Below are 24343 nucleotides of genomic sequence, written 5' to 3'. Positions count from 1 at the left end.
ATCGAGTCGGCGCTCAGCCGGACCGCGCGAAATAGGTATTGCGCTGCGGCCGTTGGTCGGGATCCAGATGCTTGGGCAGGATCACGTAGGGCAGTTTCTTGATCTTCACCAGTTTCAGATACCCGGTATGAACCATTACGTGGTGGGTCGTGCATAGCGGACAGCAATCTTGCAGCCGCGTGTGCCCGCCTTTGGACCACGGCATGAAGTGGTGGTACTCCAGCAGCGCCGGTTCCTCGGTGCAGCCTGGCACCAGGCAGCCACCGTCGCGGTCACGCGCGGCGAGTTTCATCCACCGCGGGAACAGCCTGGCATCCCTGCCGATGTCCATGATCACCCCGTCGGCGTTGTAGATCGGGCTGAGGACTTTCGCCTCGCAGAGCATGGTGCGAAGTTCGGGCGCGGAGAGTTTGACCCCGTGAGCGGTAATTCCGCTGAGCGACGCAAGGTCGGCGAGGTCCTCGTAGCTGGCATGCACTACTATTTCCGGGATTATCCGCTTGGTGCTGTTGTCCGGATCGATATTGCGCAGGATGGCATTCAGCGCGTTGAGCCTTCGTTCCGGAATGGTGCAGGTGGTGGGCATGACGGGCATCGCGGCATCCGGCGGGGCGCCAGGTGAAGAACTTGTTCCCTCGCCCTCAGGCTGTGGACCTCGGGCCCAGTCCGGAATCGGTTCGTCGCTATGCCAGAGATCGTCGTGCACCGGCTCGTCGCTGGAGGATTCGCGGCCGGGCTCGTCGGACTGCGCCCGTTCATCAGCCGGTGCACTTTTGTCGGCTTGGCGGGCGGCGGCACCGGCCTGGGTGCGCTTGTTGTCGGCCTGGGCGATCAGCGAGTTCCACAACTCGGCATCCAGGGAACGCACGCGGACGATGAATTCGTGGACGCCATTGACGACCCGGCCGCGGAAAAGTCCCAGTGGGGGCGTGCGGGTTTCGCTATGCGCCTCTTTGTAGTCCTTGACCAGGGTATTCAGGTGCTTTTGGCGTGTTCGCAACGGGGTTTCAGCCAGCAACGCGGCGGCTTGGTCCTCCAGCAGCGTGCCGTCGGCAGCCGTGGCGGTCGCCGAGGTGGGGATCCCGTCGAAGGTGGTGTCTGCCGGTTCGAACTTGTCCAGCGCCCGGGCGGCTTTCAGCACTTCGCGGGGATCGCGAACATGATGCAGGTCTGGCGGGGCCCATGGTGCGGACGCGGGTTGGGAAGCGGCGAATGGATCGGGCGTGGCGGCAAAATGCTCGACCAAGGCGGTAAATCGAGGAGCGCAGGCGGCGCCGGAGATATCGCGCCGGGCGTGGACCAGGTGTGCATCCTCGACACGGCGCGTGGCTTCGAAATAGTTCAGGTCGAGAACCGCGGCCAGGAGGTTGGCGGCGTCGGGATAAACGGTGCGACCGGCGGCGAAGCGCGGTTCGGCGCTGAAGTCGGTGCGGCCGGCACGCAGATCGTCGAATTCATCCATGTGCAGGGCATGGGCGCCGGTGGTTTCCACGAGGCTGGCAGCGATGACGGTCCCGCGAGTTGATTGGCGGCCCAGGGCTTCGGCGAACTGCGCATTGGCCACCGCGGCCCGCGGGTCGGTCAGCTGCTCAGCCTGGCGGGATAGATTTCCGGCTAGTTGCAGGAGGATGGATTGGGCCTGCAGCAATTGCGGGGCGCTGAGCGCTGGCTCGCCGGAGCCCTGATCGGCCACTTGGCCGACCAGCGCGGTAAGCGAGTGCGTGAGCTGCTGCAAATCCATACAGCGATGATGCGGCGGCGCTGAGGGGTTAAGCGCGACACCGCCACGCACTGTGGAAAAGTGCGAGGCGGTGCCGGGATGCGGGCGGTGTACGGTTAGCGCGGTTCGGCCAGTGCGAGGAAGCGGGCTGCGACTTCCGCGCCTCCGTCGACCTCGCGGGTGGTGACCATGATGGTGTCATCTCCCGCGATGCAGCCCAGGATCGAGGGCATCTGCGAATGGTCGATGGCCAGGGCCAGCAGGTTCGCCGCGCCCGGCGGGGTGCGCAGCACCACGATATTCCCGGAGGCTTCGGCGGTGACCAGCTGTTCGGCGCAGATCTTCGCCAGGCGCGCATCGAGCACCTCCTGGGTGATGGCGGTCTGCGGGGATCGATCCCCGCCTTCTTGGCGCACCGCGTAGATCAGCTGGCCGAGGTGGTCGCGGATGCGCACCGCACCGATTTCCACCAGATCGCGCGAGAGCGTGGCCTGGGTGACTTCCAGCCCGTCGTCCTTGAGCAGCCCGAGCAGCTCGGCCTGGGATTTAACCGAATTGTTGCCCAAAAAAGCGCGGATGCGGGCCTGCCGGGCGGTTTTGGTGCTTGGCTGCGAGGACATGCTAGAGCTCCACTCGTGAATCTTCGGCAAGCCCGGAGGCGACCATGAGCCAGGTCATGATGGCTTTCTGGGCGTGCACGCGGTTTTCGGCTTCGTCGAAGACCACCGACTGCGGCCCATCGATCACCTCGGCGTCGATCTCGTAGCCGCGGTAGGCAGGCAGGCAATGCAGCACAATCGCATCCTCCTTGGCCAGCTTCATCGCTTCGCTGGTCACCGAGTAGTCGGTGAATAGCTTCAGGCGCGCTTCCTTTTCGTCTTCCTGGCCCATGGAGACCCAGGTGTCGGTGACAACCACGTCGGCGTCCTTCAACGCGGCGGCGGCATCGGTGGTGATGGTGACCGATCCCCCGGTGAGCTTCGCCCGCTCCTGTGCGGCGGCGATGATCGGCTCGGCAGGCAGGTAGTCTTCGGGTCCGGCGATGCGCACGTGCATGCCGGCGGTCACGCCTGCGAGCAGGTAGGAGTTGGCCATATTGTTGGCCGCATCGCCCAGGTAGCTCATGGTCAGCCCGGCGGTGGCTCCCTTGTGCTCGCGCACGGTGAGCAGATCGGCGATCAGCTGGCATGGGTGGTAATCGTCGCTCAGCGCGTTGATGACCGGCACCGAGGAATTCGCGGCCATTTCCTCCAGGCCGGACTGCTTGTAGGTGCGCCAGACGATGGTGGAGACCATGCGTTCGAGCACCTTGGCGGAGTCGGCGATGGACTCCTTGTGGCCCAGCTGGGATTCGCCGGAGTTGATGATCAGCGGCGAGCCGCCGAGTTCGGCGATGCCGGCGTGGAAGGAAACGCGGGTACGGGTCGAAGTCTTGTCGAAGAAGACCGCGACGGTCTGCGGGCCGGCGTAAGGCTGGTAACCGAATTTGTCGGCCTTCATGGCGGCGGCCAGATCGAGCACCTTGGACTGCTCGTCGGGGGTGAAATCCAGGTCGGTCAGGAAGTGGCGGGTTGAGCTCATCAGTGGGTTCCTTAAAGTTTGTGCGAAGTTTCAGGCGGCGGCGATCAGCTGCGGCAGGGCGGCCAGGAAGCTGCCTAGTTGCTCTTGGGTGATGACCAATGGCGGGGCCAGGCGGATGGTCTTCTCGTCGGTGGCGTTCACGATGAACCCGGCGTCCAGGGCGGCGGCCACCAGTTTCTGCGCGTTGGCTTCGGCCAGTTCGAAGGCGGTGAGCATGCCTGCCCCGCGCACTTCGCTGACCCCGGCGATGCTACAGAGCTGTTCGCGCAGCCAGGTTCCGTTCTCCCGGACCTTTTCGAGCAGGTTTTGGGATTCGATGGTGTGGATGACGGCCAGGCCGGCGGCGCAGGCCACCGGGTTGCCGCCGAAGGTGGTGCCGTGATCGCCCGGGGTCAGCCACTTGGTGTTCTCTTCGCCGAAGACGATCATCGCGCCGATCGGGAAGCCGCCGCCCAGGCCCTTGGCCAGGGTCATCACATCGGGGATCACCGGTGCGGAGGCGAAGAAGGAGCCGGTGCGGCCCATGCCGGTCTGCACCTCGTCGAAGACCAGCAGGGCGCCGGCTTCGCGGGTGATCTCGCGTGCGGCCTGCAGGTACTCGGTGGAGAGCATCTTCACCCCGGCTTCGCCCTGGATCGGCTCGATGAATACTGCGGAGACGGTTTCGTCCACCGCGTTGCGCAGGGCGTCGATATCTCCGGCCGGAATCCAGGTGACATTCTGTGGCAGCGGGGCAAAGGGCGCCCGGTACTTTTCCTTGTAGGTCAGCGACAGCGCGCCCAGGGTGCGGCCGTGGAAGGCGTGCTCCAGAGCTATGACGCGGGTGCGCGGAGCGGCCTCGGTGCCGGCGTTGCGGCGGGTGAGCTTCAGCGCGGCCTCATTGGCTTCGGTGCCGGAGTTGGCGAAGAAGACCTTGGACCCTGCCGGGGCGGCGGAGATTTCCAGCAGCTTTTCGGCCAGGGCGATCTGGCTCGGGGAGGTGAAGAAGTTCGACACGTGCCCCAAGGTGGCCAGCTGGCTGGTGATGACCGAGGTCAGCAGCGGATTGGCGTGGCCCAGGGTATTCACCGCGATGCCGCCGAGCAGATCCAGATACTGGTTGCCGTCGGCATCCCAGACGTGGCAGCCGGCTCCGCGCACCAATACGCGCTGCGGGGCGCCAAAAACGCCCAGCAGGGACTGCTGGTAGCGCTCGGAAAGCGCCGAGGAGGAGAGCTGCGCGAGCTCTTGCACTTCGTCGGTGGTCTCTGGGGTGTGCGCTGTCTGCTCGCTCACTTGGTGTCCTTCGAGTTGGTGTGGGAGGACGGGAGCACCTGGGTGCCCACGCCGGCGGTAGTGAAGATTTCCAGCAGCATCGAGTGCGGGGCGCGGCCGTCGACGATGTGGGCCTGTCCCACGCCTTCGTCCACGGCTTTGAGGCACGCGCCCATTTTCGGGATCATGCCCGATTCGAGGCTTGGCAGCATCTGGCGCAGTTCGTCGTTGGTGATCGAGCTGATCAGCGAGGACTTATCCGGCCAGGCCGCGTACAGGCCTTCCACGTCGGTGAGGATCACCAGTTTGGCGGCGCCCAGCGCGCTGGCCAGCGCGGCCGCGGCGGTATCCGCGTTGACGTTGAGCACCGCACCGGTGGGATCGCCGTGTTCATCGAATTCCGGGGCGACGGTGGAGATGACCGGGATCATGCCGGCATCCACCAGCGAGTCCACCTGATCGGTGCGCACCCGGGTCACTTCGCCGACAAGTCCCAGGTCCACCGGCTGCCCATCAACGATCGTGCCGGTGCGGATGGCCTGCAAGGTGGCGCCGTCTTCGCCGGACATGCCCACCGAGTAGGGGCCGTGCGAGTTGATCAGGCCGACCAGATCGCGCTGCACCTGGCCGGTGAGCACCATGCGCACCACGTCCATGGCTTCAGGGGTGGTCACGCGCAGCCCGCCGCGGAATTCGGATTTGATGCCGAGGGTGTCGAGCATCTTGTTGATCTGCGGTCCGCCGCCGTGCACGACCACCGGGTTGACCCCGGCGTGGCGCAGGAACACGATGTCTTCGGCGAAGGCGCGGCGCAGCTCGTCGTTGACCATGGCATTGCCGCCGTATTTGATGACCATGGTGGTTCCGGCGAAGCGCTGGATCCACGGCAATGCTTCGATCAGCGCTTCGGCCTTGGCTTGGGCGATGTCCAGGTTGGTGCGGATGGTTTGGGCCATGGGGTGATTCCTCGGGTGCAGCCTAGCTGGAGTAGGCGGAATTTTCGTGGACGTAGTCGTGGGTCAGGTCGTTGGTCAGCACGGTGGCTTCCTCGCTGCCCGCGTTCAGGTCGATCTCGATGGACACATTGCGCTCTTCGAGGCTGACCAGGTTGCGGTCTTCGCCGACCCCGCCGTTCTTGCAGACCATCACGCCGTTGATCGACACGTTGAGCTGATCGGCTTCGAAGGCGGCCTTGGTGGTGCCCACTTCGGAGAGCACCCGTCCCCAGTTCGGATCCTTGCCGAACACTGCGGTCTTCACTAGGTTGGAGCGGGAGACTGCCTTGGAGACTTCCAGGGCGTCGGCTTCGGTGGCGGCGTTGTAGGTGCGGATCGCGATGGTGTGATCGGCGCCTTCGGCATCCTCGATGAGCTTGGCGGCCAGTTCGCAGCAGGCGTCGGTAAGCGCAGCGGTGAATTCAGCGATATCCGGGGTGGTGCCAGAGGCGCCGGAGGCCAGAAGCAGCACGGTGTCATTGGTGGACATGCAGCCATCGGAGTCGGCGCGGTCAAAGCTCATGGCGGTGGCGGCACGCAGCGCGGTGTCGGCCTGATCGGAGGAAAGCACCGCGTCGGTGGTAAGCACCACGAGCATGGTGGCCAGCGCCGGGGCGAGCATTCCCGCGCCCTTGGCCATGCCGCCGATGGTGACCTGGGTGGAGCCATCCGGGCCCACCAGGCGGGAGACCAGCTTCGGCACGGTGTCGGTGGTCATGATGCCGGCTGCGGCCGCATCGGCGGAGTTCTGGTCATCGGCCATCAGCTCTGCTGCGGCTTTCACGCCGGGCAGCAACTTGTCCATGGGCAGCTGGACGCCGATCAACCCGGTGGAGGCCACAGCCACGTCGGATGCGGAGATGCCCAGGAGCTCAGCGGCGTATTCGGCGCTGCGGTGGGTGTTGCCGAATCCTTCGGGACCGGTGCAGGCGTTGGCGCCGCCGGAATTCAGCAGAACCGCGTCAATGCGGCCGTCGGCGAGCACCTGCTTGGACCAGTGCACCGGGGCAGCGGCCACGCGGTTGGAGGTGAAGACCCCGGCTGCGGTGAACTGCGGGCCGAGGTTCTTGACCAGGACGACGTCGTTCTTGCCGGTGGACTTCAGGCCTGCCGGCACGCCGGCCGCCGTGAATCCTGCCGGGGCGGTGACGCCGGTTGCGGCGGCTGACGGGTGGGTGCTGGTGTAGGCGAGACTCACGGTGCGACTCCTTGCATGAGCAATCCGGTATTTTCTGGCAGGCCCAGGGCGATGTTCATCGACTGGACTGCGGCACCTGCGGTGCCTTTGGTGAGGTTATCCAGCGCGGCGGTGACGATCACGCGGTTGGCGTGGGTGTCGAAGGCCAGCTGGAGCTGGACGTGGTTGGAGCCTTGGACCGCGCCGGTGGTTGGCCATTGGCCTTCGGGCAGCAGGTGCACAAATTGCTCGTCGGCGTAGGCCTGTTCCCAGGCGGCGCGCAGCTGTGCTTCGCTCACGCCGGCCTTGACCTTTGCGGTAGCGGTGGTCAGGATGCCGCGGGGCATCGGAGCCAGGGTCGGCGTGAAGGACACGGTGACCGGTTCTCCGGCCAGCTTGGAAAAGCCCTGCTCCATTTCCGGGATGTGGCGGTGGATACCACCCACGCCGTAGGTGCTCATCGAGCCCATGACTTCGCTGCCCAGCAGGTTGGGCTTCAACGATTTGCCGGCCCCGGAGGTGCCGGAGGCTGACACGATGACCACGTCGTCGGCTTCGAGCAGTCCCGCGCCGAAGCCCGGGGCCAAGGCCAGCTGGCCGCCGGTTGGGTAGCAGCCGGGGACGGCAACGCGCTTGGTGCCGACCAGCTTCTCGCGCTGGCCAGGAAGCTCGGGCAAGCCATAGGGCCAGAATCCGGCGTGTGCCGAACCATAGAACTTTTCCCAGGCGGCGGCGGATTCAAGGCGGTGGTCCGCGCCGGCGTCGATGACCAGGGTGTTTTCGGGCAGGGCCGCGGCGACGGCGGCCGAGGTGCCATGCGGCAGGGCCAGGAACACGACGTCGTGTCCGGCAAGGTTTTCCACGGTGGTGTCGACCAGAACGCGGTCGGCGAGCGCGTGCAGGTGCGGCGCGATCGAACCGAGTCGCTGCCCGGCCTGGGAGTGCGCGGTGATCGCGCCAATCTCTACTTCTGGATGGGCCGCAAGGATGCGAAGGACCTCACCGCCGGCGTATCCGCTGGCGCCGGAGACAGCTACTGAAATCGTCATGACCAGATTCTATCGCGAAATATTCACGCACGCTAATAAATATTCATAAAATACTTCGTCACGTAACCCGACATCCATCCGGCCCTGCCCCCGCCATCGCGGGCGAAGTCCTAAACTGGCGGTAGAGACCCGCCCGAGCACCCCGGGACACCGCGTATTTCAGGAGCAACGCATCATGCAGCAACAAGCCATCGTGGTCAACGAACCCACCGACGCCACCGGATTAGAGCAAACCAGCATCCCGGTCCCTGCCCCGGGACCCGGCCAGCTGCTGGTCAAGGTCGCGGCCACCGGCGTGAACTTCATCGAAACCTATCAGCGCAGCGGCGTCTACACCGTGGACTACCCCTTCGTCCCCGGTTCCGAATTCGCCGGCGTGGTCGAACAGATCGGCGAAGGCGTCCAGAACTTCAAGTTGGGCGATCGCGTGGCCACCGCCTCCGGCGAGGCCGGCTACTCGCAGTATGCCCTGGTTGATGCCGACCTGACCGCCAAGGTCCCCGACTCCGTGGACCTGCACATCGCCGCCGCCTTGCCGCTGCAGGGCATGACCGCCCACTACCTGGTCCACTCCAGCTACATGGTGCACGAAGGCGATGTCATCCTCACCTACGCAGGCGCTGGCGGCGTAGGGCTGATCCTCACCCAGCTGCTCAAGCTCAAGGGCGCTACCGTCATCACCACCGCTTCCACCCAGGAGAAGAAGGACCTGGCCAAGGCAGCCGGGGCCGATTACGTGGTGGACTACGACCAGGTCGCCGACACGGTCGAGAAAGTCACCGGCGGCAAAGGGGTCAACGCGGTCTACGACGGCATCGGCAAGGACACCTTCGAGACCTCGCTGGCGGCCCTGCGCCGCCGCGGCACGCTGGTGCTCTTCGGCGGAGCCAGTGGCCAGGTGCCTCCCTTCGACCTGCAGCGCCTGAACGCCGGCGGATCGTTGACGGTCACCCGCCCGAAGCTCGCGGACTTCCTGACCTCGCAGCAGGAGATGCATTGGCGCTTCGGGGATATGGTCGGCTGGGTGGCCACCGGAAAGATCGATGTGCGCATCGGTGCCCAATACCCGCTGGCCGAGGCAGGTGCCGCCCACGCCGCGCTGGAATCGCGCGCCACCACCGGCAAAGTCATTTTGCTGCCATAACTAGCAGTTTCACGTCCGGGGCACAACATCGAGCACGGTGCCCCGGGCCTTCGGCGTAGCAGTAGCGAAACCTATGAGACTTAGCCGACAATTCAGCCAAGACAGCCTCTGTGCTTCATCAAAGCAGTATTAAATAGCTGTTGGATCCTCGATCCGCCCCCTCCAGCATCCATTTCCCTTTTGGGACGCACTCCCCCAGCGCCCCGAAGACCATTTACGCAGTTAAGTGAAGGGATGGATCCGTTCATCATGGACAACGATCAAACTCCTGCGCCGGATCAAGAAATCTACACCCCCCAGTTTCCTTCCGGTGCCCTGGCCCCGGCCGCCCGCACGCTGGTAGACATCCTGCAGGCCACCGCCGAGGCCCACCCTGACGCGCCCGCCATCGATGACGGCGAGCGCACCGAAAGCTATGCCGAGCTCGTCAGGGAGGTCAAGGCCAAGGCCCGCCGCCTGCACGAGCACGGGCTCGGTGCCGGCGACCGCATCGGCGTGCGCGTTGAATCGGGCACACGCCACCTCTACGAGTGGATCCTGGCCATCATCTGGGTCGGGGCCGCCTATGTCCCGGTGGATGCGGACGATCCCGACGAGCGAGCCAAAACGGTGTTCACCGAAGCCGAGGTGGCCGGCGTCGTCAAGGGCATAGACACCATCGTGGTGGATACTGCGCGGCCCAAGCCTTTCGCTTCCCCGCGCCTGCCGAACCTGGCCGATGATGCCTGGATCATCTTCACCTCCGGCTCCACTGGCAAGCCCAAGGGCGTTGCGGTCTCCCATCGTTCCGCGGCGGCCTTCGTTGATGCCGAAGCTCAAATGTTCCTGGCCAACGACCCGCTGAACACCACCGACCGGGTCCTGGCCGGGCTCTCGGTCGCCTTCGACGCCTCCTGCGAGGAAATGTGGATCGCCTGGCGCAATGGCGCCTGCCTGGTGCCTGCCCCGCGCGCCCTGGTGCGCAGCGGCATGGACCTTGGCCCTTGGCTGATTTCCCGCTCGATCACCGCGGTCTCCACCGTCCCCACCTTGGCCGCCCTGTGGCCAGCCCAGGCCCTGGACTCGGTGCGGCTGCTGATTTTCGGTGGCGAGGCCTGCCCGCCAGAACTAGCCGGCCGCCTGGCTACCGAGGGCCGCGAAGTCTGGAATACCTACGGACCTACCGAAGCGACCGTGGTGGCCTGCGGCGCCACCATGGACGGCAGCCTCCCGGTGCGCATCGGCTTGCCGCTGGCCGGTTGGGATCTGGCCGTGGTCGACCCCGAAGGCATTCCAGTGGCCGAGGGCGAATCCGGCGAGCTGATCATCGGCGGCGTGGGCTTGGCCCGCTACCTGGATCCAGAGAAGGACGCCGAAAAGTACGCGCCGATGCCCACCTTGGGCTGGGAGCGCGCCTACCGTTCCGGCGACATGGTGGTCAATGACAGCAAAGGCCTGATCTTCATCGGCCGTGTTGATGACCAGGTGAAGATCGGCGGCCGACGGATCGAGCTGGGCGAAATCGATGCCGCGCTCAACTCCCTGGCCGGGGTTTCCGCCGGCGCGGTGGCCGTGCGCGAAACCGCCACCGGAAACAAGATCCTGGTCGGCTACCTCCAGGCGCCTGAAGACTACGATTTGTCCGCGGCCCGCACCGCCTTGCTGGAGGACCTGCCGGCGCCCATGGTGCCGATCCTGGCCGTCATGGACAACCTGCCGATGAAAACCAGCGGCAAGGTCGACCGCAATGCCCTGCCCTGGCCGCTGCCCGGCACCGAGCAGAACGACTCCTCCGGCGAGCTGCCGCCACTGGATGAGGTGGGAGAATTCATTGCCGAAGCATGGCAGGGAGCCCTCGGCGCACCCGTATCCGGGTTGGACGCCGACTTCTTCGCCGCCGGCGGCGGTTCCCTCTCGGCCGCCCAGCTCGTCTCCGCCTTGCGCGTGCGCTATCCGGATCTGACAGTGGCCGAACTCTATGACTACCCGCGCTTCGGGGCCCTGGTTGAATTCCTCGGCGGGCAGCAGGCCACCAGCGAACCGGTGGAACCGCGTACCGTGGCGCGCACCAAGCGCATCACCCAATTGGCGCAGACCCTGGTGGCCTTCCCGCTGTTCATCCTTTCCGGGCTGCGTTGGTTCACCTATTTGATGATCGGGCACGTGGCCCTGGTGGCCATGGGCGTTTTCGAAGACCCCTTGCCCACCCCGTGGTACGTGATCGCCGGATTATGGCTTCTCTTCGTCACCCCGATCGGGCGCATGACCCTGTCCATCCTGGCCAACAAGCTGCTGCTGCGCGGGCTGGAACCTGGAATCTATCCGCGCTCCGGTTCGGTCCACCTGCGCCTGTGGCTGGCTCAGCACGTAGCCGATGTGGTGGACCCGATTTCGCTCTCCAGCGCGCCGCTGCTGCCTTGGTACGCCCGCATGCTCGGCGCGAAGATCGACCGCACCGCCACCTTGCACACCCTGCCGCCGGTGACCGGAATGCTCACCGTGGGCCCGGGCGCCACCATCGAACCCGAGGTGGATGTCAGCGGCTACTGGATTGACGGCGACAAGCTGCACGTCGGCGCCATCGAGGTTGGCGCCCGCGCGTCGATCGGCGCGCGCAGCACCCTGGTCCCCGGAGCGATGATCGGCGATGACACGATCGTCGAGGCCGGTTCGGCGGTCTACGGAAGCGCCCGCGGGAACTCCCGGTACGCCGGCTCCCCTGCGATCCGGCAGGCCAAGGCCAAGCCCAAGTGGCCCGAGGCAGAACCGGCCTACCGCAAGCTGCCTCGCGTGCTCGCCGGCATCGCCTCGATCCTGTTGAACCTGTGGCAGTGGATCCCCGTGGTTCTCGCCTTCCTCTCGGTCGCCCCGATCCTGCGGCCAGCCCAGTCGCTGGCAGAAATCGGCTGGCGCTTCATCCCGGCTGTGATCGTTGCGGCGCTGGTTTGGTTCCTGTCGAGCATGATCCTGACCATCCTCGTGGTGCGCTTGCTGTCGATCGGCCTGGTCGAAGGATGGCATCAGGTCACCTCGCGCGTGGGCTGGCAGGCCTGGGCGACCGAGCGGGTCCTGGATACCGCCCGCGATCAGCTCTTCCCGCTGTACGCTTCGCTGTTCACCCCGATCTGGCTTCGCCTCTTGGGAGCCAAGGTGGGACGCGATGTGGAGATTTCCACGGTCCTGCTGATCCCGAAGATGACCACCATCTCCTCCGGCGCCTTCTTGGCCGACGACACCATGGTGGCCTCCTACGAACTCGGCGGAGGCTGGATGCATATCGCACCGGTGCGCGTGGGCAAGAAGGCCTTCCTGGGCAACTCCGGCATCCTGCATGCAGGGCGCCGCGTGCCCAAGCGTTCGCTGATCGCGGTGCTCTCGGCCACCCCGAAGAAGATGAAGGCCGGGACCTCGTGGATCGGTTCCCCGCCGAACAAGCTGCGCCGCACCACGGTGGAAGCCGAGTCGGAGCGCACCTACCGTCCGGCCCTGAAATTGAAGATCATGCGTTCCTTCTGGGAGCTGACCCGTTCCCTGGCGGTCTTCACCACCGTGGCCATCGCCGGTGGCGTGCTGTGGGCCCTGGCTGCCCTGGCCACCTACGCCAGCGTTTGGGCCAGCATGCTGCTCTCCGGCGCGGTGCTGGTGCTCGCTGGCGCGTTGGCTGCCGTGATCGCGGTCGCCGCCAAGTGGCTGGTGGTCGGTGCGATCCGCCCCGGCGAGCACACCCTGTGGAGCTCCTTCATCTGGCGCACAGAAATGGTCGATTCCTTCACCGAGCTGGTTTGCGCCCAGTGGTTCGCCCGCCTCGCTTCCGGAACCCCGGCCTTGGTTTGGTTCCTGCGCGCCCAGGGCGCCAAGATCGGCCATGGCGTGTGGTGCGAAAGCTACTGGCTGCCGGAAGCCGACCTGGTCACCTTGGAGGACCACTCCACGGTCAACCGCGGTTCGGTCCTGCAAACCCACCTGTTCCACGACCGCATCATGTCCATTGACTCGGTCACCCTGGGAGCAGGGGCGACGCTCGGCCCGCATAGCGTGATCCTGCCAGCGGCGCAGATCTCCGAGGGCACCACCACCGGCCCGGCCAGCTTGATCCTTCGCGGCGAGGTTCTGCCTGCCAATACCTACTGGCGCGGCAATCCGGCAGTACGCTGGAACATCAACCCGGATACACAATTTACGCAGCCCGTCACACAGGAAGCCTGAGGCAACGCACCGATGCACCATCGCATACTGGATGAGTACACCAAGCACTACGGCTCCCCGACCTACACCGTGGAACATTACGAGGTGAACCTCGTGGTGAAGCTCGCGAGCAACCACCTCGACGGCCGGGCCATGCTGCGCATTCGCGCACTCGAAGATCTCAACGAGATTCCGTTGAACCTCAACGGGCTGAAGATCATCAAGGCCACCTGCCAGGGACGCAAGGTCTCGGTCAGCAAAAAGCACCACCGCGTGGTTATCTCGACCCCGAGCCGGATCAAAGCCGGGGATCATATCGAATTGAACCTGCGCTATGGCGGAAACCCCAGCGTCGATAACGGGCAATGGGGCGAGGTGGGCTGGGAAGAGCTCACCGATGGAATCCTCGTTTCGGGCCAGCCGGTGGGAGCTTCGACCTGGTTCCCCTGCAATGACCATCCAAGCCACAAGTCCTCCTACCGTTTTGAGGTGTCCACCGATGCGGGCTACCGCGTGGTGGCCAATGGCGATTTGATCTCGCACAGCCGCTCGGCCAGCCGCAATACCTGGGTGTACGAACAGCGCGAGCCCATGGCCACCTATCTGGCGACCTTGCAGATCGGGCGCTACATCGAAATCGCCTTTGACCGCGGGCACCATCTGCTGGCCTACTCGGTTCCAGGTAATGATCTTCCGGTGCGCGGAGCCTTCGCGAAGCAAAGCCAGATGGCCGAGATCTTCGAGCGCAAATTCGGCCCCTACCCTTTCGAGAATTACAAGATCGTCGTGGTCGACGACGAACTCGAGATTCCCTTGGAAGCCCAGGGAATGAGCATTTTCGGGCGCAATCACCTTTCGCTGGAGTGGGAAGCCCAGCGCCTGATCGCCCACGAGTTCGCGCACCAGTGGTTCGGCAATTCGCTGACTCCCTCGCGGTGGAAGGACATCTGGCTGAACGAAGGCTTCGCCTGCTTCAGCGAGTGGGTGTACTCGGAGCACGCCGGGGTCATGCCGATCGAGCAGCGTGCCCGCGCGGCCTGGGAGAAGCTCAAGTCCCTGCCCCAGGATCTGCAGATCGGGGACCCGGGCCCAAAGGACATGTTCGATGATCGTGTCTACAAGCGCGGGGCACTGACCCTGTATGCATTGCTCACTGCGCTAGGCGAGAAGGCCTTCTACGAGATGCTTCGCGATTGGACCGCGAGCTACCAGCACAGCAGCGTTGATACGAAGAAATTCACGAAGCATCTGAAGAAGCATGCTTCCGGCGTCGATGTGGACCAGATTCTGCAATCCTGGCTTACCGATCTTGAACTGCCGGGCTTTCCTGCCTGAAGGTTCGGCCGGTCTGCTGGCCAGTTCAAAATCCGTTAATCATCAGTTCATCCACGAATTTTAGGCTTACCACTATGAGTGTAGAAATGCCCCTGCTCGATGACGCTTTCCGTGGTTACTCGGTACTCGACGATGATGACGATGATCCGTTGTTGTTGCGCGCCGACGGCACCGTCGTTGACACCTGGCGCGAAGACTACCCCTATGACCTGAAACTCGACCGCGAAACCTACGAGATTGAAAAGCGGGCCCTGCAAATCGAGCTTCTGAAACTCCAGAAGTGGGTCAAGGCCAACGGCCGGCGCATCATGATCGTTTTCGAGGGTCGTGATGCCGCAGGCAAAGGCGGAACGATCAAGCGCTTCACCGAGCACCTGAACCCTCGTGGCGCCCGCGTCGTCGCGTTGGAAAAACCCAGCGAACGCGAATCCACCCAGTGGTACTACCAGCGCTATGTGCAGCATTTCCCTTCAGCCGGCGAAATCGTGCTCTTCGACCGTTCCTGGTACAACCGTGCCGGCGTGGAACGGGTCATGGGCTTTTGCACCCCGGAGCAGGTGGATCACTTCCTCGACCAGACTCCGCTCTTCGAAAAGCTCGTGGTCGATGAGGGCATTGATTTGGTGAAGTTCTGGTTCTCGGTCTCCGCAAGCGAGCAGCTCACTCGCTTCACCATTCGGCGAATCGATCCGGTGCGCCAGTGGAAGCTCTCCCCCATGGACCTTGAGTCCCTGGATAAATGGGACAAGTACACGGAAGCCAAGAAGGAAATGTTCTTGAAGACCGACACCGATCACGCTCCGTGGACGGTGGTGAAGTCCAACGACAAGAAGCGCGCCCGGCTTCAGGCGATGCGCCACGTGCTGAACCTGTTTGACTACAAGGGCAAGGATCACGAGCTGATCGGCTCCCCTGATCCCCAGATCGTAGGACGCGCCGCAAACGTCATCACCCACGGCGAAGAGTTCTAGGACGTTACAGGTCTCATTGCACAGTGATCGCTGTGGCCAGCAGGCCGTGGCCCACTGGGGATTCGTTCATCCACTTCCCGCAAAGCACTGACAGGTCAACCCCGCTGTGCACGGGGCTGGCCTGCAGGATTCGGGCGGTGAAGGCTCCTGGCTCGTGGCCGACCGTTATCTCGCATTCAAGAAAATCAAGCCAGCGCCGGGCCAACGGATACCACGTTTTGAAGACGCTTTCCTTGGCGCTGAACATCAGCTTGTCCCAAGCGATGCCGGGATCTTCGGCTTGGAGGCGAGCGGCCAAGCGCCGTTCTACCGGCAACAGGATCACGTCGACCACTTCTGCGGGCAGCGCCTGATGCGGTTCGGCGTCGATTCCGATACCCCTGAATTCACCGGTGCTGGCCACGGCGGCGGCTCGCAGTCCGGGTGCATGGGTCATGCTGCCCACGATATTCGGGGGCCATTCCGGCGCGCGGTGTTCATCGGGAACGAGGATGTGATCGCCGTGCCCGAATTCGGCGAGCGCTTGACGGGCGCAAATGCGCACGGTGCGGAACTCCTGCTGGCGGGTCTCGACCGCGTCGGCTACGTACTGATCCTCTTGCCAGAATCTAGGCCCGTCATCAAGCTCGGTACGCGTCTCGGCCACACGAACGGACCCAGGCAATAGCTTGGAAAAAATTGGCATGGGTTCCTGATTAGAACCGCGACGATCCGCCGGAGCCCGAGAAGCTGCCGCCGCCGGAGTATCCGGTTGATACTGACCCGGATGAGCTAGAGGACTCGCGGGATTGATCCACCGAGTTCGTCCCCGCAGTGTAGCCAGCGTTGTAGCTGCCCACGCTCCAGTACAGCGATCCGGGATTCAACACGTCCAGGATGGTCCCTCCGCGAGGTCCCTGGCTCGCAGTGGAATAGCGGGATCGTTCCATCTCCCTGCGCATCTCTTCCTTCTCATCCTCATTCTCTGCATAGGCTTCGATTTGGGCCTTGGCAAATTCGTCCAAGCGCTCTGTCAGCCCGCGTCGAAGATCGGAGAGCTCATCCAAGGCCGCATCGACGTCGATTTGTTCGGCCTTCAATTGGGTTCCCAGCGATTCCAGCGATTGTGTTGCGGTCTCACGGTACGAGGCGAGTGCCGCTGCGCTGCCCATCAGCTCAGGATCCACGTCATCGATCAGCGTGGAGATTTGGGCAAGATCGTCTGCCAGCGGCTTCGTCTGGGCCCGCCAGGCATCTTCCCACGAGGCTGAACGAGTGTAGAGCGCGGCAGCAGCGATGATGGCGTCATCGGTGAGGTCAAGGTTTTGCGCATCGGTCTTGAACTTCTTGGCGGCGTCCACGCCACGGCTTGAGGAACGGTACTTCTTCTCCGCTGCTGCCAGCTTGGCTTGCGAGTCGAAGGATTCACGATACTTCGACATGAAGTCGGCAAATCGGCGTTCAAGTTCGGCGGCGTGGGTTGAACCGGTGGGCAGCGTCTTGGCGGCGATTTCCGTCTCGTCCAGGTCCATGGTGACGTTGGTGAGATGTTCGGTTCCGCTCTGCAATTCCTGGGCGAAATTATTGCGTCGTGACGAACGCATCGCCGCTGAAGATATCAGGACAATGCCAGTGCCGCCACCGCCTGCCGCAACGGTCCACCATAGGGCGGGGCTTTTGTACCACGGTCGATTCATGATCGCCGAGGCCTTGTCGGCAACTGCGATCACGCCGTCCGTCCACCGCGACAGGTTGAAGTCGTCATACCCTGCTTCGTGGATGCTCTCCATCTGGCTGGTGGTGACTTTGCGATCCTCGCCAAAATAGGTGCCAATCTGGCCGTCCCCGCTGCCTTCGACCGACAGGGTGATGATCAGCAGCCCATCGGCCCAATAGTCGCCATAGTCCTCAGCCTTGGCCGATATCCATTCTGGATGGCTCTTGCGTGCGAATTCGAGCGTTTTTGTATTGATGTCATCGGAATACTCGCCGTCGCGCGTATACACCGCAACGTTGGTCGGTTCGTTGAAATCCAGTTCATCCAAGGCATCCATGAGCCGGTCGCGATTGATCACGCCCGCGGTGTCCTCAATGCTGACCTCACCCAGATTCTCGCCTGCATGGATTTGCACTCCGGACACCGCTTGGGCCGGGGCTACCACGTTCAACAAGCCGAAGGACAGGACCGCTACCCCGCTGACAACTCGCCTGGACAGATTGCTTCGTGCCATGTTCGCTTCTCCTCGGGACCGATGCTGGATGGCTGGTGAACGACTACTCGTTTCAGTTTATCGATCAAAAGTGATTTTTTTGCGCAACCGCAATTGACCTGTCGAACACCCCACCATCACTGCGTTAGCTCTTCGTGCGCAGTACTTCCTGTTCCTTGCCTTAGGCAACGGTATTGTTAACGTGATGCATTGCTCAGAATAGGGGTCTCACCTCGGATTTTTGCCTGATCAATAAGCAATAAACGCTCCGGACTAGTGATGAAAAACAGGATCAGGTCATTGAATCCTGCACTATTACGCCGAAAACGGCGGTAAAATTGCAGAATGACTAGCATTGACGATTCCGGGGCATCCGTCCTTTCAGAACCAGAGCGCGAAATTCTCACCTGGGACACCTTCGGTGAAGCCTCCCGCGAACTTGCGCAGACCATCGTAGATAGCGGCTTCGAGCCCGAAATCGTCTTGGCGGTAGCACGCGGTGGCCTGCTCCTGGCCGGCTCGATCTCCTACGCGCTCGGCGTCAAGGCTTGCGGCGCCCTGAACGTTGAGTTCTACACCGGCATCGGCACTGTTCTTCCTGAGCCAGTTGTCTTGCCACCAATGTTGGATGACGGCCACCTGCGCGACAAGAAGATCCTGATCGTTGACGACGTCTCCGACTCGGGCCGCACCTTGGAAAAGGTCGTCGACCTGGTTTCGGCATGGGGCGCGGACGTCAAGACCGTTTGCCTCTACACCAAGCCACGCACCATCATGGTCCCTGACTACGAATGGCGCCGCACCGACAAGTGGATCACCTTCCCATGGTCGGATCTTCCACCAGTCACCGCAGGCGGAGCAAAGTAAATAATTATTCTTCAGCGGGGAACGATGCGAATCGTTCCCCGCTTTTGTTTGCCCTTTTGGCGCCGTTCATTTGATCAGACAGAGATTTTTAGTGGGCTGAGTTCATCCCATACGCTGATGGTATGAGTTCCTCAGTACAACTAAGGGCAATTGACGGATCCGATACGGATTTCATCGTGGGTCTCAGCGCGGATGAGCGCGTCACCGCGTTCATTGGCGATGGCCAGCCATGGAGCCGCGAATACGCGATACAGCGAGTAGATCAAGCGATCGACAGCAATGAGATTTCATGGTTCGTCGTATGGCGCGATGGCGTGCGCATAGGCTTGTTCACTGCCACTGAGCGTGCCCATGCCACAGAGATCGGCTATTGGCTTGCGCCCGCAATGTGGGGCCAGGGCTTGGCTAAGGTGATCGTCGACCAAGGATTGCAGCATCTGCAAGAATCCGGAATCACGGATCTCATGGCCAGGGTGGCTCCAGAAAATATCGCTTCGCTCAAAGTCCTGGAGCGGCACGGATTCATCCGCCAAAGCCATGATGCAGCGCTGGTGACCCTCACCCGGGCAACACCGCAGGCTTAGGCTGTAGTCGTTTCCTTCAAGAACCCGAAGCTGCTCGGCCGCATGGGATCCGGGGCTTCCTCATCGGGCTGGTAGGTCGGCGTCGGCTCATCTTGCAGGTGCGCTCCGGCGCCGCGTTCGATGAAGACAATCACTCCCCAACCGGCTGCAATCAAAGCAGCGACGGCCAGGAAGCCAAGGAACAATACCAACAGCACAGCGCCGCAAGAACGCAGTCCCTTCACTGCTCACCACTTCCCTGATCGTCATTAGTTATTGAGGAATCCCAGAAACAAGTGTAGTCGTCGATTCGGGAGAACATTGCCGCGACAGTACAGCGATGCCCCGCTGATCGCCTTGGAAGCCAAGGTGGTCAGCGGGGCATCGCCAGTTTCAGCTAGCGCTGGGTGGCGCCAAACTTCTCGGCGGCCACAGCCACGGCGGCGGCGCGCGCCTCTGACGCTTCATCGGCGGTCAGGGTGCGGTCGGTGGCACGGAAGCGCAGGCCGAAGGCCAGCGACTTCTTGCCATCCTCGATGCCCTTGCCCTGGTACACATCGAAGAGTGCAATGTCTTCCAGCAGGTCTCCGGCACCTTCGCGCAGGGCTGCCAGGACGTCACCGGCGACGACATCCTGATCCACGACCAGGGCAACGTCCTGGGTGGCCAGCGGCTGGGTGGACAGAGGCTCGGCAACAACCACGGCAGGAGCCGCGTTCATCAGGGCCGCTGCGTTCAGCTCCATGGCCACGGTGCGTGCTGGCAGGTCCTGGTCCTTGAGCAGCTGCGGGTGCAGTTCGCCGGCGTAGCCGACGACCTCCCCGGCAACCTTCAAGGTCGCGGCACGGCCAGGGTGGAATGCCTGGTGGCTGCCCTGGGCGATCTCCAGCTCGACGCCGAGGATATCGGCAACGGTACGTGCCGCGTCCAGTGCGTCGGCCCAGTCCCAGGCACGCGGCGCAAAGCCGGCGGCGGCGGAAGCCTCGTTGCCGGTCAGCACAGCAGCCAAATGCCACGGCTGGTTCGGAACACCGTTGAACAGTTCGGCCAGCACCTCGTCACTTGGCTTGGCGCCCAGTGGAGGAAGCACGCTGGAACCCAGATGCTCGCCTGGCTGGAAGACCAGGCCGCCCTCGTAGAGGGCCAGATCGCGGAAGCCGCGGCCGATGTTGCGGCGCGCGGTTTCCAGCAGGCCTGGCAGCAAGCTGGTGCGCAGGAAGCGGAATTCCTTGGAGATCGGGTTGGCCAGGGAAATGGCCTTGACCTCGGTGCCGGCCTGGGCTGCGCCGAAGGTGTTGTTCTGCAGCTCGGAGACAAACGGGTAGGACAGGATCTCGGTCAATCCCGCGTCGGCCAAGCCCTGGAGCAGGCGGCGACGCTGGGACTGGACGCGGGTCAAGCCGCGGCCCGGAGGAGCCACCGGCAAGGTAGCCGGGATCTTGTCGTAGCCGACAACGCGGGCTACTTCTTCCACCAGGTCTTCCTTGATGGCCAGGTCCGGACGCCAGCTTGGCGCGGTGACCAGGAAGCCGGTGCTGTTCTGCTCGACGCTCGCGCCGATGCCTTCCAGCGACGCGACAGTCTGCTCGTCGGTGTAGTCCACGCCGATCAGCGAGCCGGCGAAGCCTGCTGGCAGCTGGATCTGCGTAGCAGCTGGCTGGGCGCCGGCATCGGTGATTTTGGTGGTTTCGGTACCGCCGGCCAGCTCGACCAGCAGGTTCACTGCGCGCTGGGCCGCGATCTGCATGATCTGCGGATCCACGCCACGTTCGAAGCGCTTGGAGGCTTCCGAAGGCAGCTTGTGGCGGCGGCGCGAACGGCCGATGGACACCGCATCGAAGTGCGCTGCTTCGATCAGCACGCGGGTGGTCGAACCGGTGACTTCGGTGGTGGCTCCGCCCATGACGCCGGCGATGCCCAGGGCGCCGGACTCGTCGGTGATCAGCAGGTCTTCCACCGACAGCTCGCGTTCCTTCTCGTCCAAGGTCGTCAGCTTTTCGCCGGCCTTGGCACGGCGCACGGTGATGGCGCCGTTGAGCTTGTCAGCGTCGTAGAAGTGCAGCGGCGCGCCGAGTTCCAGCATCACGTAGTTGGAGATGTCCACGGGCAGCGAGATGGAGCGCATGCCGGCCAGCTGCAGGCGTGAAGCCATCCAGCGCGGGGTCGGCAAAGCCGGGTTGATGCCGGTGACCTCGCGGGTCACGAAGCGGGTGCAACCGGGCACGTCGTAGATCGGAGCCTGGTCAGCCAGGACCACTTCGTGGCCGGCCTCGGTGGCTTCGGTGACCGCAACGGTGGTGGCCGGGTCGGTGAAGGAGGTTCCGGTAGCCAGCGCGTACTCGCGAGCCGCACCGCGGATCGAGAAGCAGTAGCCGCGGTCAGGGGTCACGTTGATCTCGGCGGCCTGGTCATCGAGTCCGAAGAGCTCGAATACGTCGGTGCCCAGTTCCGGGTCCAGCCCGTAGTTGGAGAGCACGATGATGCCGTCGTGGTCATCGCCGATGCCCAATTCGCGCGACGAGGCGATCATGCCGGCCGAGGTGTGGCCATAGGTCTTGCGCGGGGAGATCTTGAAGTCCCCGGGCAGCACGGCGCCTGGCAGGGTGACAACAACCTTGTCGCCCTCAACGAAGTTGTGCGCGCCGCACACGATGCCCTGTACACCGGATGGGTCGATGCCCTTGCCGGTCAGGGTCTGCTCGGCGCCTTCTGGGACCACGCGGACCTGGCACCAGTTGATGGTCTTGCCGTTGGAGGCAACTTCCTTTTCCAAGGAGAGCACCTGGCCGACAACGATCGGGCCCGAGAGCTCGTCGGAGGGGCGGTGCACGTCTTCTTCTTCGAGGCCGACCTTGACCAGGTCTGCCATCACGTCTTCAGCCGAGGCCTCGGCTGGTACCTGCGCGTACTCGCGCAGCCAAGATAGTGGAATACGCATTTACTTAGATCTCCATCCCGAAGTGCTGGCTGAAACGGATGTCGCCCTCGATCATGTCGTGCATGTCCGGGACATCGTTGCGGAACATGAGCGTGCGCTCGATGCCCATGCCGAAGGCAAAGCCGGAGTACTCTTCCGGGTCAATGCCTGCCGCGCGCAGGACGTTCGGGTTGATCATGCCGCAGCCGCCCCACTCGATCCAGCGCGGGCCGCCCTTGGCACCTGGGTGCCAGATGTCCAGCTCGGCCGATGGCTCGGTGAACGGGAAGTAGGCCGGGCGCAGGCGGATCTGGGCTTCTTCGCCGAACATCTGGCGGGCGAAGTGCTCCAGGGTGCCGCGCAGGTCGGCCATGGTCAGGCCCTTGTCCACGGCCAGGCCTTCGAACTGGTGGAAGACCGGGGTGTGGGTGGCATCCAGCTCATCGGTGCGGAAAGTGCGTCCCGGGCACAGCACGTAGACCGGCAGGTCGCGTTCGAGCAGCGAGCGGACCTGCACCGGAGAGGTGTGGGTACGCAGCACCAGGTGGGCGTCGGCAGGCTCGATGAAGAAGGTGTCCTGCATTTCGCGGGCCGGGTGGTCCGGCTTGAAGTTCAGCGCGTCGAAGTTGAACCATTCGGATTCGACTTCCGGGCCTTCTGCAATTTCCCAGCCCATGCCGACGAAGATGTCGGCTACGCGGTCTTGGAGCACCGAGAGCGGGTGACGTGCGCCTACCGAGCGGCGACGCGGTGCCGCGGTGACGTCGACGGTCTCTTCAACGAGGATGCGAGCTGCTTCAGCTTCTTCCAGCACCGTGGTGCGGGCGGCGAGGGCCTTGTTGACGCGGCCGCGAGCCGAGCCGACCAGCTTGCCGGCGACAGCCTTTTCCGACTTGTCGAGCTTGCCGATCTGCCGGTTGGCCAATGACAGGGCCGACTTTTCGCCGGTGTGCGCCAGTCGGGCATCCTTCAGCTCGTTCAGGTCTCCGGCAGCCTCGATGGCGGCCAGGGCAGCATCAACAGCTGTCTGGATGCCTGCTTCGTCGGTTGGGTGCGGAACGTTGGACTCCCCGTCGGGAGCTTGTCCAGTTGTCTGATCAGACATGGGATCGATCGATCCTTACTCTTATCTTGTACTTACGCGTAGAACACTTTGGTTCCATTCTATTGCCAAGGGCCCGTGATCGTTTCACCGATGACGGGCCCTTGGCGTGAAGCTTCTTACCTCGAAGCTGGTTTTTACTGCTTAGTGCTCTTCTTTGGCACCCTTAGGGGCAAAGGCCAGCACGAAGACCAGGGTCAGCACGAGCAGTGCGCCGCCGAAGATCGAAGCGTAGAACAGCGTGTGGTCGAACTTGCCGGTGGCCTGGTAGACCTGGGCGCCCTTGATCATGTCAAAGGTGACCGAGTGGTGCTCGACTTCGCCCGGAGCGTGCGAGGTGACTTCACCCGGGAAGTTCACGTGCAGGTTCGCTTCGGTGAAGGAGGAATCAACGGCAGCCTTGTCTCCTGGCATGGAGAAGGTCACTTCCTTGCCATCGTCGGCGAGGTTGATCTCGAAGCCGAAGACCTTGAAGGCGTCCTTGAGCTGGGTGTAGGTCTTCACGCCATCGGTCTCGAAACGCAGTCCGACGTTTTCGCCTTCCTCGATCTTCGAGTAGGTCCACTTGCCATCAAGCTGCTGTTCCATGGCTGCGGTGTCGACCTGGGTTGCCAAAAGCTCGTCGAGGCTCATGCCCTGGAGGTTTTCCTTGTTGATGGTGACTTCAACCGAACCGGTCGTTTTGTCTTGCCCCTGGATGTTGACGTCTGCGTTCATGTTGACGCAGCCGGACAATGCTAGGACCGCGGCAAAGGCCAGTGCGATCACGCTCAAAAGTCGCTTCACGGAAAAGGGCTCCTCAAAAAGTGTTCGGGTGCAAAAACGTGCAATGCCTCAAAAGGCGCTGCTTCAAGCTTACGCGTCTTTATTGGGTCGCTCTTGCACGTACCTGTTCAAGGCATGCCGCGACAATGGGCGCGTCGGCCGGAATCCACTCGACGATCCCGTGCAGCGAGTCGTCGAGGTCGAGCCAGGCCAGCTGGTCGTGGCCGTCCAGGGTATCCGGTTCGCCCTCGGTGATCTGGGCGAACCACATGCGCATGGCGGCTTTCTCGTTCAGCTGCCATCCTTGCCGGTGCGGCCCCGGGATTGCTGCACCCAGGGTGATGGCCACGCCCAGCTCTTCGCCCAGTTCACGGTGCACCGCGGCAATTTCACTCTCCCCCGGCTCGACCTTCCCTCCGGGGAATTCCCACAATCCGGCGAGGGCCTCCGGGCGGTTGCGCCGGGCGGCCAAGAGCTTGGCGGGCGCTGCCAGATCGTCGACGATGGCTACGGCCACAATTTGCTTCAGGACTGGTGCTTCAGCCACAGG

20 protein-coding genes are annotated in these 24343 nt (G+C 63.5%); 6 read left to right on the top strand and 14 right to left on the bottom strand.

Annotated features, from left to right (window positions below; all coding sequences use genetic code 11):
- Nucleotides 1-13 precede the first annotated feature (13 nt).
- From D3791_RS13860 to argC, 7 genes are all read right to left on the bottom strand, one after another.
- Nucleotides 14-1741 (bottom strand): HNH endonuclease signature motif containing protein, encoded by a 1728-nt coding sequence (locus tag D3791_RS13860; RefSeq protein ID WP_172512546.1) that lies wholly within the window; start codon nucleotides 1739-1741, stop codon nucleotides 14-16.
- Nucleotides 1742-1836: 95 nt separating this feature from the next.
- A complete protein-coding gene (locus D3791_RS13855) occupies nucleotides 1837-2340 on the bottom strand; it encodes an arginine repressor (protein ID WP_172512545.1) in 504 nt (167 codons plus the stop codon).
- A 1-nt stretch (nucleotide 2341) separates the two neighbouring features.
- Nucleotides 2342-3301: an ornithine carbamoyltransferase gene (argF, locus tag D3791_RS13850; RefSeq protein WP_022875815.1), complete on the bottom strand. Its 960-nt coding sequence runs from the start codon at nucleotides 3299-3301 to the stop codon at nucleotides 2342-2344.
- Between the two features lie 30 nt (nucleotides 3302-3331).
- Nucleotides 3332-4576: an acetylornithine transaminase gene (locus tag D3791_RS13845; RefSeq protein WP_022875816.1), complete on the bottom strand. Its 1245-nt coding sequence runs from the start codon at nucleotides 4574-4576 to the stop codon at nucleotides 3332-3334.
- Nucleotides 4573-5511 (bottom strand): acetylglutamate kinase, encoded by a 939-nt coding sequence (argB, locus tag D3791_RS13840; RefSeq protein ID WP_172512544.1) that lies wholly within the window; start codon nucleotides 5509-5511, stop codon nucleotides 4573-4575. The genes D3791_RS13845 and argB overlap by 4 nt, the downstream gene beginning before the upstream one ends.
- Nucleotides 5512-5533: 22 nt before the next feature.
- Nucleotides 5534-6748, bottom strand: a complete 1215-nt coding sequence (argJ, locus tag D3791_RS13835; RefSeq protein WP_172512543.1) for a bifunctional glutamate N-acetyltransferase/amino-acid acetyltransferase ArgJ — start codon at nucleotides 6746-6748, stop codon at nucleotides 5534-5536.
- Entirely contained in the window at nucleotides 6745-7776 is a 1032-nt protein-coding gene (gene argC, locus D3791_RS13830; RefSeq protein ID WP_172512542.1) for an N-acetyl-gamma-glutamyl-phosphate reductase, read from the bottom strand. Before argC ends, argJ begins: the two co-directional genes overlap by 4 nt.
- A 175-nt stretch (nucleotides 7777-7951) precedes the next feature.
- Between argC and D3791_RS13825 the strand changes: the two genes are divergently transcribed.
- From D3791_RS13825 to ppk2, 4 genes are all read left to right on the top strand, one after another.
- The gene (locus D3791_RS13825) at nucleotides 7952-8920 is read left to right on the top strand and encodes a quinone oxidoreductase family protein (protein WP_022875820.1); all 969 of its coding nucleotides are present in this window, start codon (nucleotides 7952-7954) and stop codon (nucleotides 8918-8920) included.
- 249 nt (nucleotides 8921-9169) lie between these two features.
- On the top strand, nucleotides 9170-13105 hold the full coding sequence (locus D3791_RS13820; protein WP_172512541.1) for a Pls/PosA family non-ribosomal peptide synthetase: 3936 nt from the start codon (nucleotides 9170-9172) through the stop codon (nucleotides 13103-13105).
- 12 nt (nucleotides 13106-13117) lie between these two features.
- Complete coding sequence (locus D3791_RS13815; protein ID WP_172512540.1) at nucleotides 13118-14419, top strand: M1 family metallopeptidase; 1302 nt, start codon at nucleotides 13118-13120, stop codon at nucleotides 14417-14419.
- Between the two features lie 74 nt (nucleotides 14420-14493).
- On the top strand, nucleotides 14494-15390 hold the full coding sequence (gene ppk2, locus D3791_RS13810; protein ID WP_022875823.1) for a polyphosphate kinase 2: 897 nt from the start codon (nucleotides 14494-14496) through the stop codon (nucleotides 15388-15390).
- A 13-nt stretch (nucleotides 15391-15403) separates the two neighbouring features.
- On the opposite strand, the gene D3791_RS13805 is transcribed toward ppk2, so the two are convergent.
- Entirely contained in the window at nucleotides 15404-16075 is a 672-nt protein-coding gene (locus D3791_RS13805; protein ID WP_172512539.1) for a 4'-phosphopantetheinyl transferase family protein, read from the bottom strand.
- Between the two features lie 10 nt (nucleotides 16076-16085).
- Entirely contained in the window at nucleotides 16086-17600 is a 1515-nt protein-coding gene (locus D3791_RS13800) for a DUF5129 domain-containing protein (protein ID WP_172512538.1), read from the bottom strand.
- 324 nt (nucleotides 17601-17924) lie between these two features.
- Here D3791_RS13800 and D3791_RS13795 point away from each other — a divergent pair, with 324 nt between their 5' ends.
- On the top strand, nucleotides 17925-18446 hold the full coding sequence (locus D3791_RS13795) for a phosphoribosyltransferase (protein WP_022875826.1): 522 nt from the start codon (nucleotides 17925-17927) through the stop codon (nucleotides 18444-18446).
- Nucleotides 18447-18568: 122 nt separating this feature from the next.
- Complete coding sequence (locus D3791_RS13790) at nucleotides 18569-19030, top strand: GNAT family N-acetyltransferase (RefSeq protein ID WP_281350600.1); 462 nt, start codon at nucleotides 18569-18571, stop codon at nucleotides 19028-19030.
- Here D3791_RS13790 and D3791_RS13785 read toward each other — a convergent pair.
- From D3791_RS13785 to D3791_RS13765, 5 genes are all read right to left on the bottom strand, one after another.
- The gene (locus D3791_RS13785; protein WP_172512536.1) at nucleotides 19027-19254 is read right to left on the bottom strand and encodes a hypothetical protein; all 228 of its coding nucleotides are present in this window, start codon (nucleotides 19252-19254) and stop codon (nucleotides 19027-19029) included. The genes D3791_RS13790 and D3791_RS13785 overlap by 4 nt on opposite strands.
- Nucleotides 19255-19406: 152 nt before the next feature.
- Nucleotides 19407-21947, bottom strand: a complete 2541-nt coding sequence (pheT, locus tag D3791_RS13780; protein ID WP_172512535.1) for a phenylalanine--tRNA ligase subunit beta — start codon at nucleotides 21945-21947, stop codon at nucleotides 19407-19409.
- Between the two features lie 4 nt (nucleotides 21948-21951).
- Nucleotides 21952-23031: a phenylalanine--tRNA ligase subunit alpha gene (locus D3791_RS13775; protein ID WP_022875830.1), complete on the bottom strand. Its 1080-nt coding sequence runs from the start codon at nucleotides 23029-23031 to the stop codon at nucleotides 21952-21954.
- A gap of 141 nt (nucleotides 23032-23172) precedes the next feature.
- Nucleotides 23173-23814, bottom strand: a complete 642-nt coding sequence (locus tag D3791_RS13770; RefSeq protein WP_022875831.1) for an LppM family (lipo)protein — start codon at nucleotides 23812-23814, stop codon at nucleotides 23173-23175.
- A gap of 79 nt (nucleotides 23815-23893) precedes the next feature.
- Nucleotides 23894-24340 carry an NUDIX domain-containing protein gene (locus tag D3791_RS13765; protein ID WP_022875832.1) on the bottom strand — a complete coding sequence of 149 codons (447 nt, stop codon included), beginning with the start codon at nucleotides 24338-24340 and terminating at the stop codon, nucleotides 23894-23896.
- Nucleotides 24341-24343: the final 3 nt, after the last annotated feature.

This window comes from Glutamicibacter mishrai (genome assembly GCF_012221945.1).
In the GTDB taxonomy this organism is placed as follows: domain Bacteria; phylum Actinomycetota; class Actinomycetes; order Actinomycetales; family Micrococcaceae; genus Glutamicibacter; species Glutamicibacter mishrai.
Note: the sequence above shows the minus strand (reverse complement) of the source record. Positions and strands in the feature narration are given on the sequence as shown.

What these genes read in the sequence shown, in the direction of transcription:
- D3791_RS13860 (WP_172512546.1), bottom strand. Translation starts at nt 1,741, where the DNA reads ATGGATTTGCAGCAGCTCACGCACTCGCTTACCGCGCTGGTCGGCCAA.
- D3791_RS13855 (WP_172512545.1), bottom strand. Translation starts at nt 2,340, where the DNA reads ATGTCCTCGCAGCCAAGCACCAAAACCGCCCGGCAGGCCCGCATCCGC.
- argF (WP_022875815.1), bottom strand. Translation starts at nt 3,301, where the DNA reads ATGAGCTCAACCCGCCACTTCCTGACCGACCTGGATTTCACCCCCGAC.
- argB (WP_172512544.1), bottom strand. Translation starts at nt 5,511, where the DNA reads ATGGCCCAAACCATCCGCACCAACCTGGACATCGCCCAAGCCAAGGCC.
- argC (WP_172512542.1), bottom strand. Translation starts at nt 7,776, where the DNA reads ATGACGATTTCAGTAGCTGTCTCCGGCGCCAGCGGATACGCCGGCGGT.
- D3791_RS13825 (WP_022875820.1), top strand. Translation starts at nt 7,952, where the DNA reads ATGCAGCAACAAGCCATCGTGGTCAACGAACCCACCGACGCCACCGGA.
- D3791_RS13820 (WP_172512541.1), top strand. Translation starts at nt 9,170, where the DNA reads ATGGACAACGATCAAACTCCTGCGCCGGATCAAGAAATCTACACCCCC.
- D3791_RS13815 (WP_172512540.1), top strand. Translation starts at nt 13,118, where the DNA reads ATGCACCATCGCATACTGGATGAGTACACCAAGCACTACGGCTCCCCG.
- ppk2 (WP_022875823.1), top strand. Translation starts at nt 14,494, where the DNA reads ATGAGTGTAGAAATGCCCCTGCTCGATGACGCTTTCCGTGGTTACTCG.
- D3791_RS13805 (WP_172512539.1), bottom strand. Translation starts at nt 16,075, where the DNA reads ATGCCAATTTTTTCCAAGCTATTGCCTGGGTCCGTTCGTGTGGCCGAG.
- D3791_RS13800 (WP_172512538.1), bottom strand. Translation starts at nt 17,600, where the DNA reads ATGGCACGAAGCAATCTGTCCAGGCGAGTTGTCAGCGGGGTAGCGGTC.
- D3791_RS13795 (WP_022875826.1), top strand. Translation starts at nt 17,925, where the DNA reads ATGACTAGCATTGACGATTCCGGGGCATCCGTCCTTTCAGAACCAGAG.
- D3791_RS13790 (WP_281350600.1), top strand. Translation starts at nt 18,569, where the DNA reads ATGAGTTCCTCAGTACAACTAAGGGCAATTGACGGATCCGATACGGAT.
- pheT (WP_172512535.1), bottom strand. Translation starts at nt 21,947, where the DNA reads ATGCGTATTCCACTATCTTGGCTGCGCGAGTACGCGCAGGTACCAGCC.
- D3791_RS13775 (WP_022875830.1), bottom strand. Translation starts at nt 23,031, where the DNA reads ATGTCTGATCAGACAACTGGACAAGCTCCCGACGGGGAGTCCAACGTT.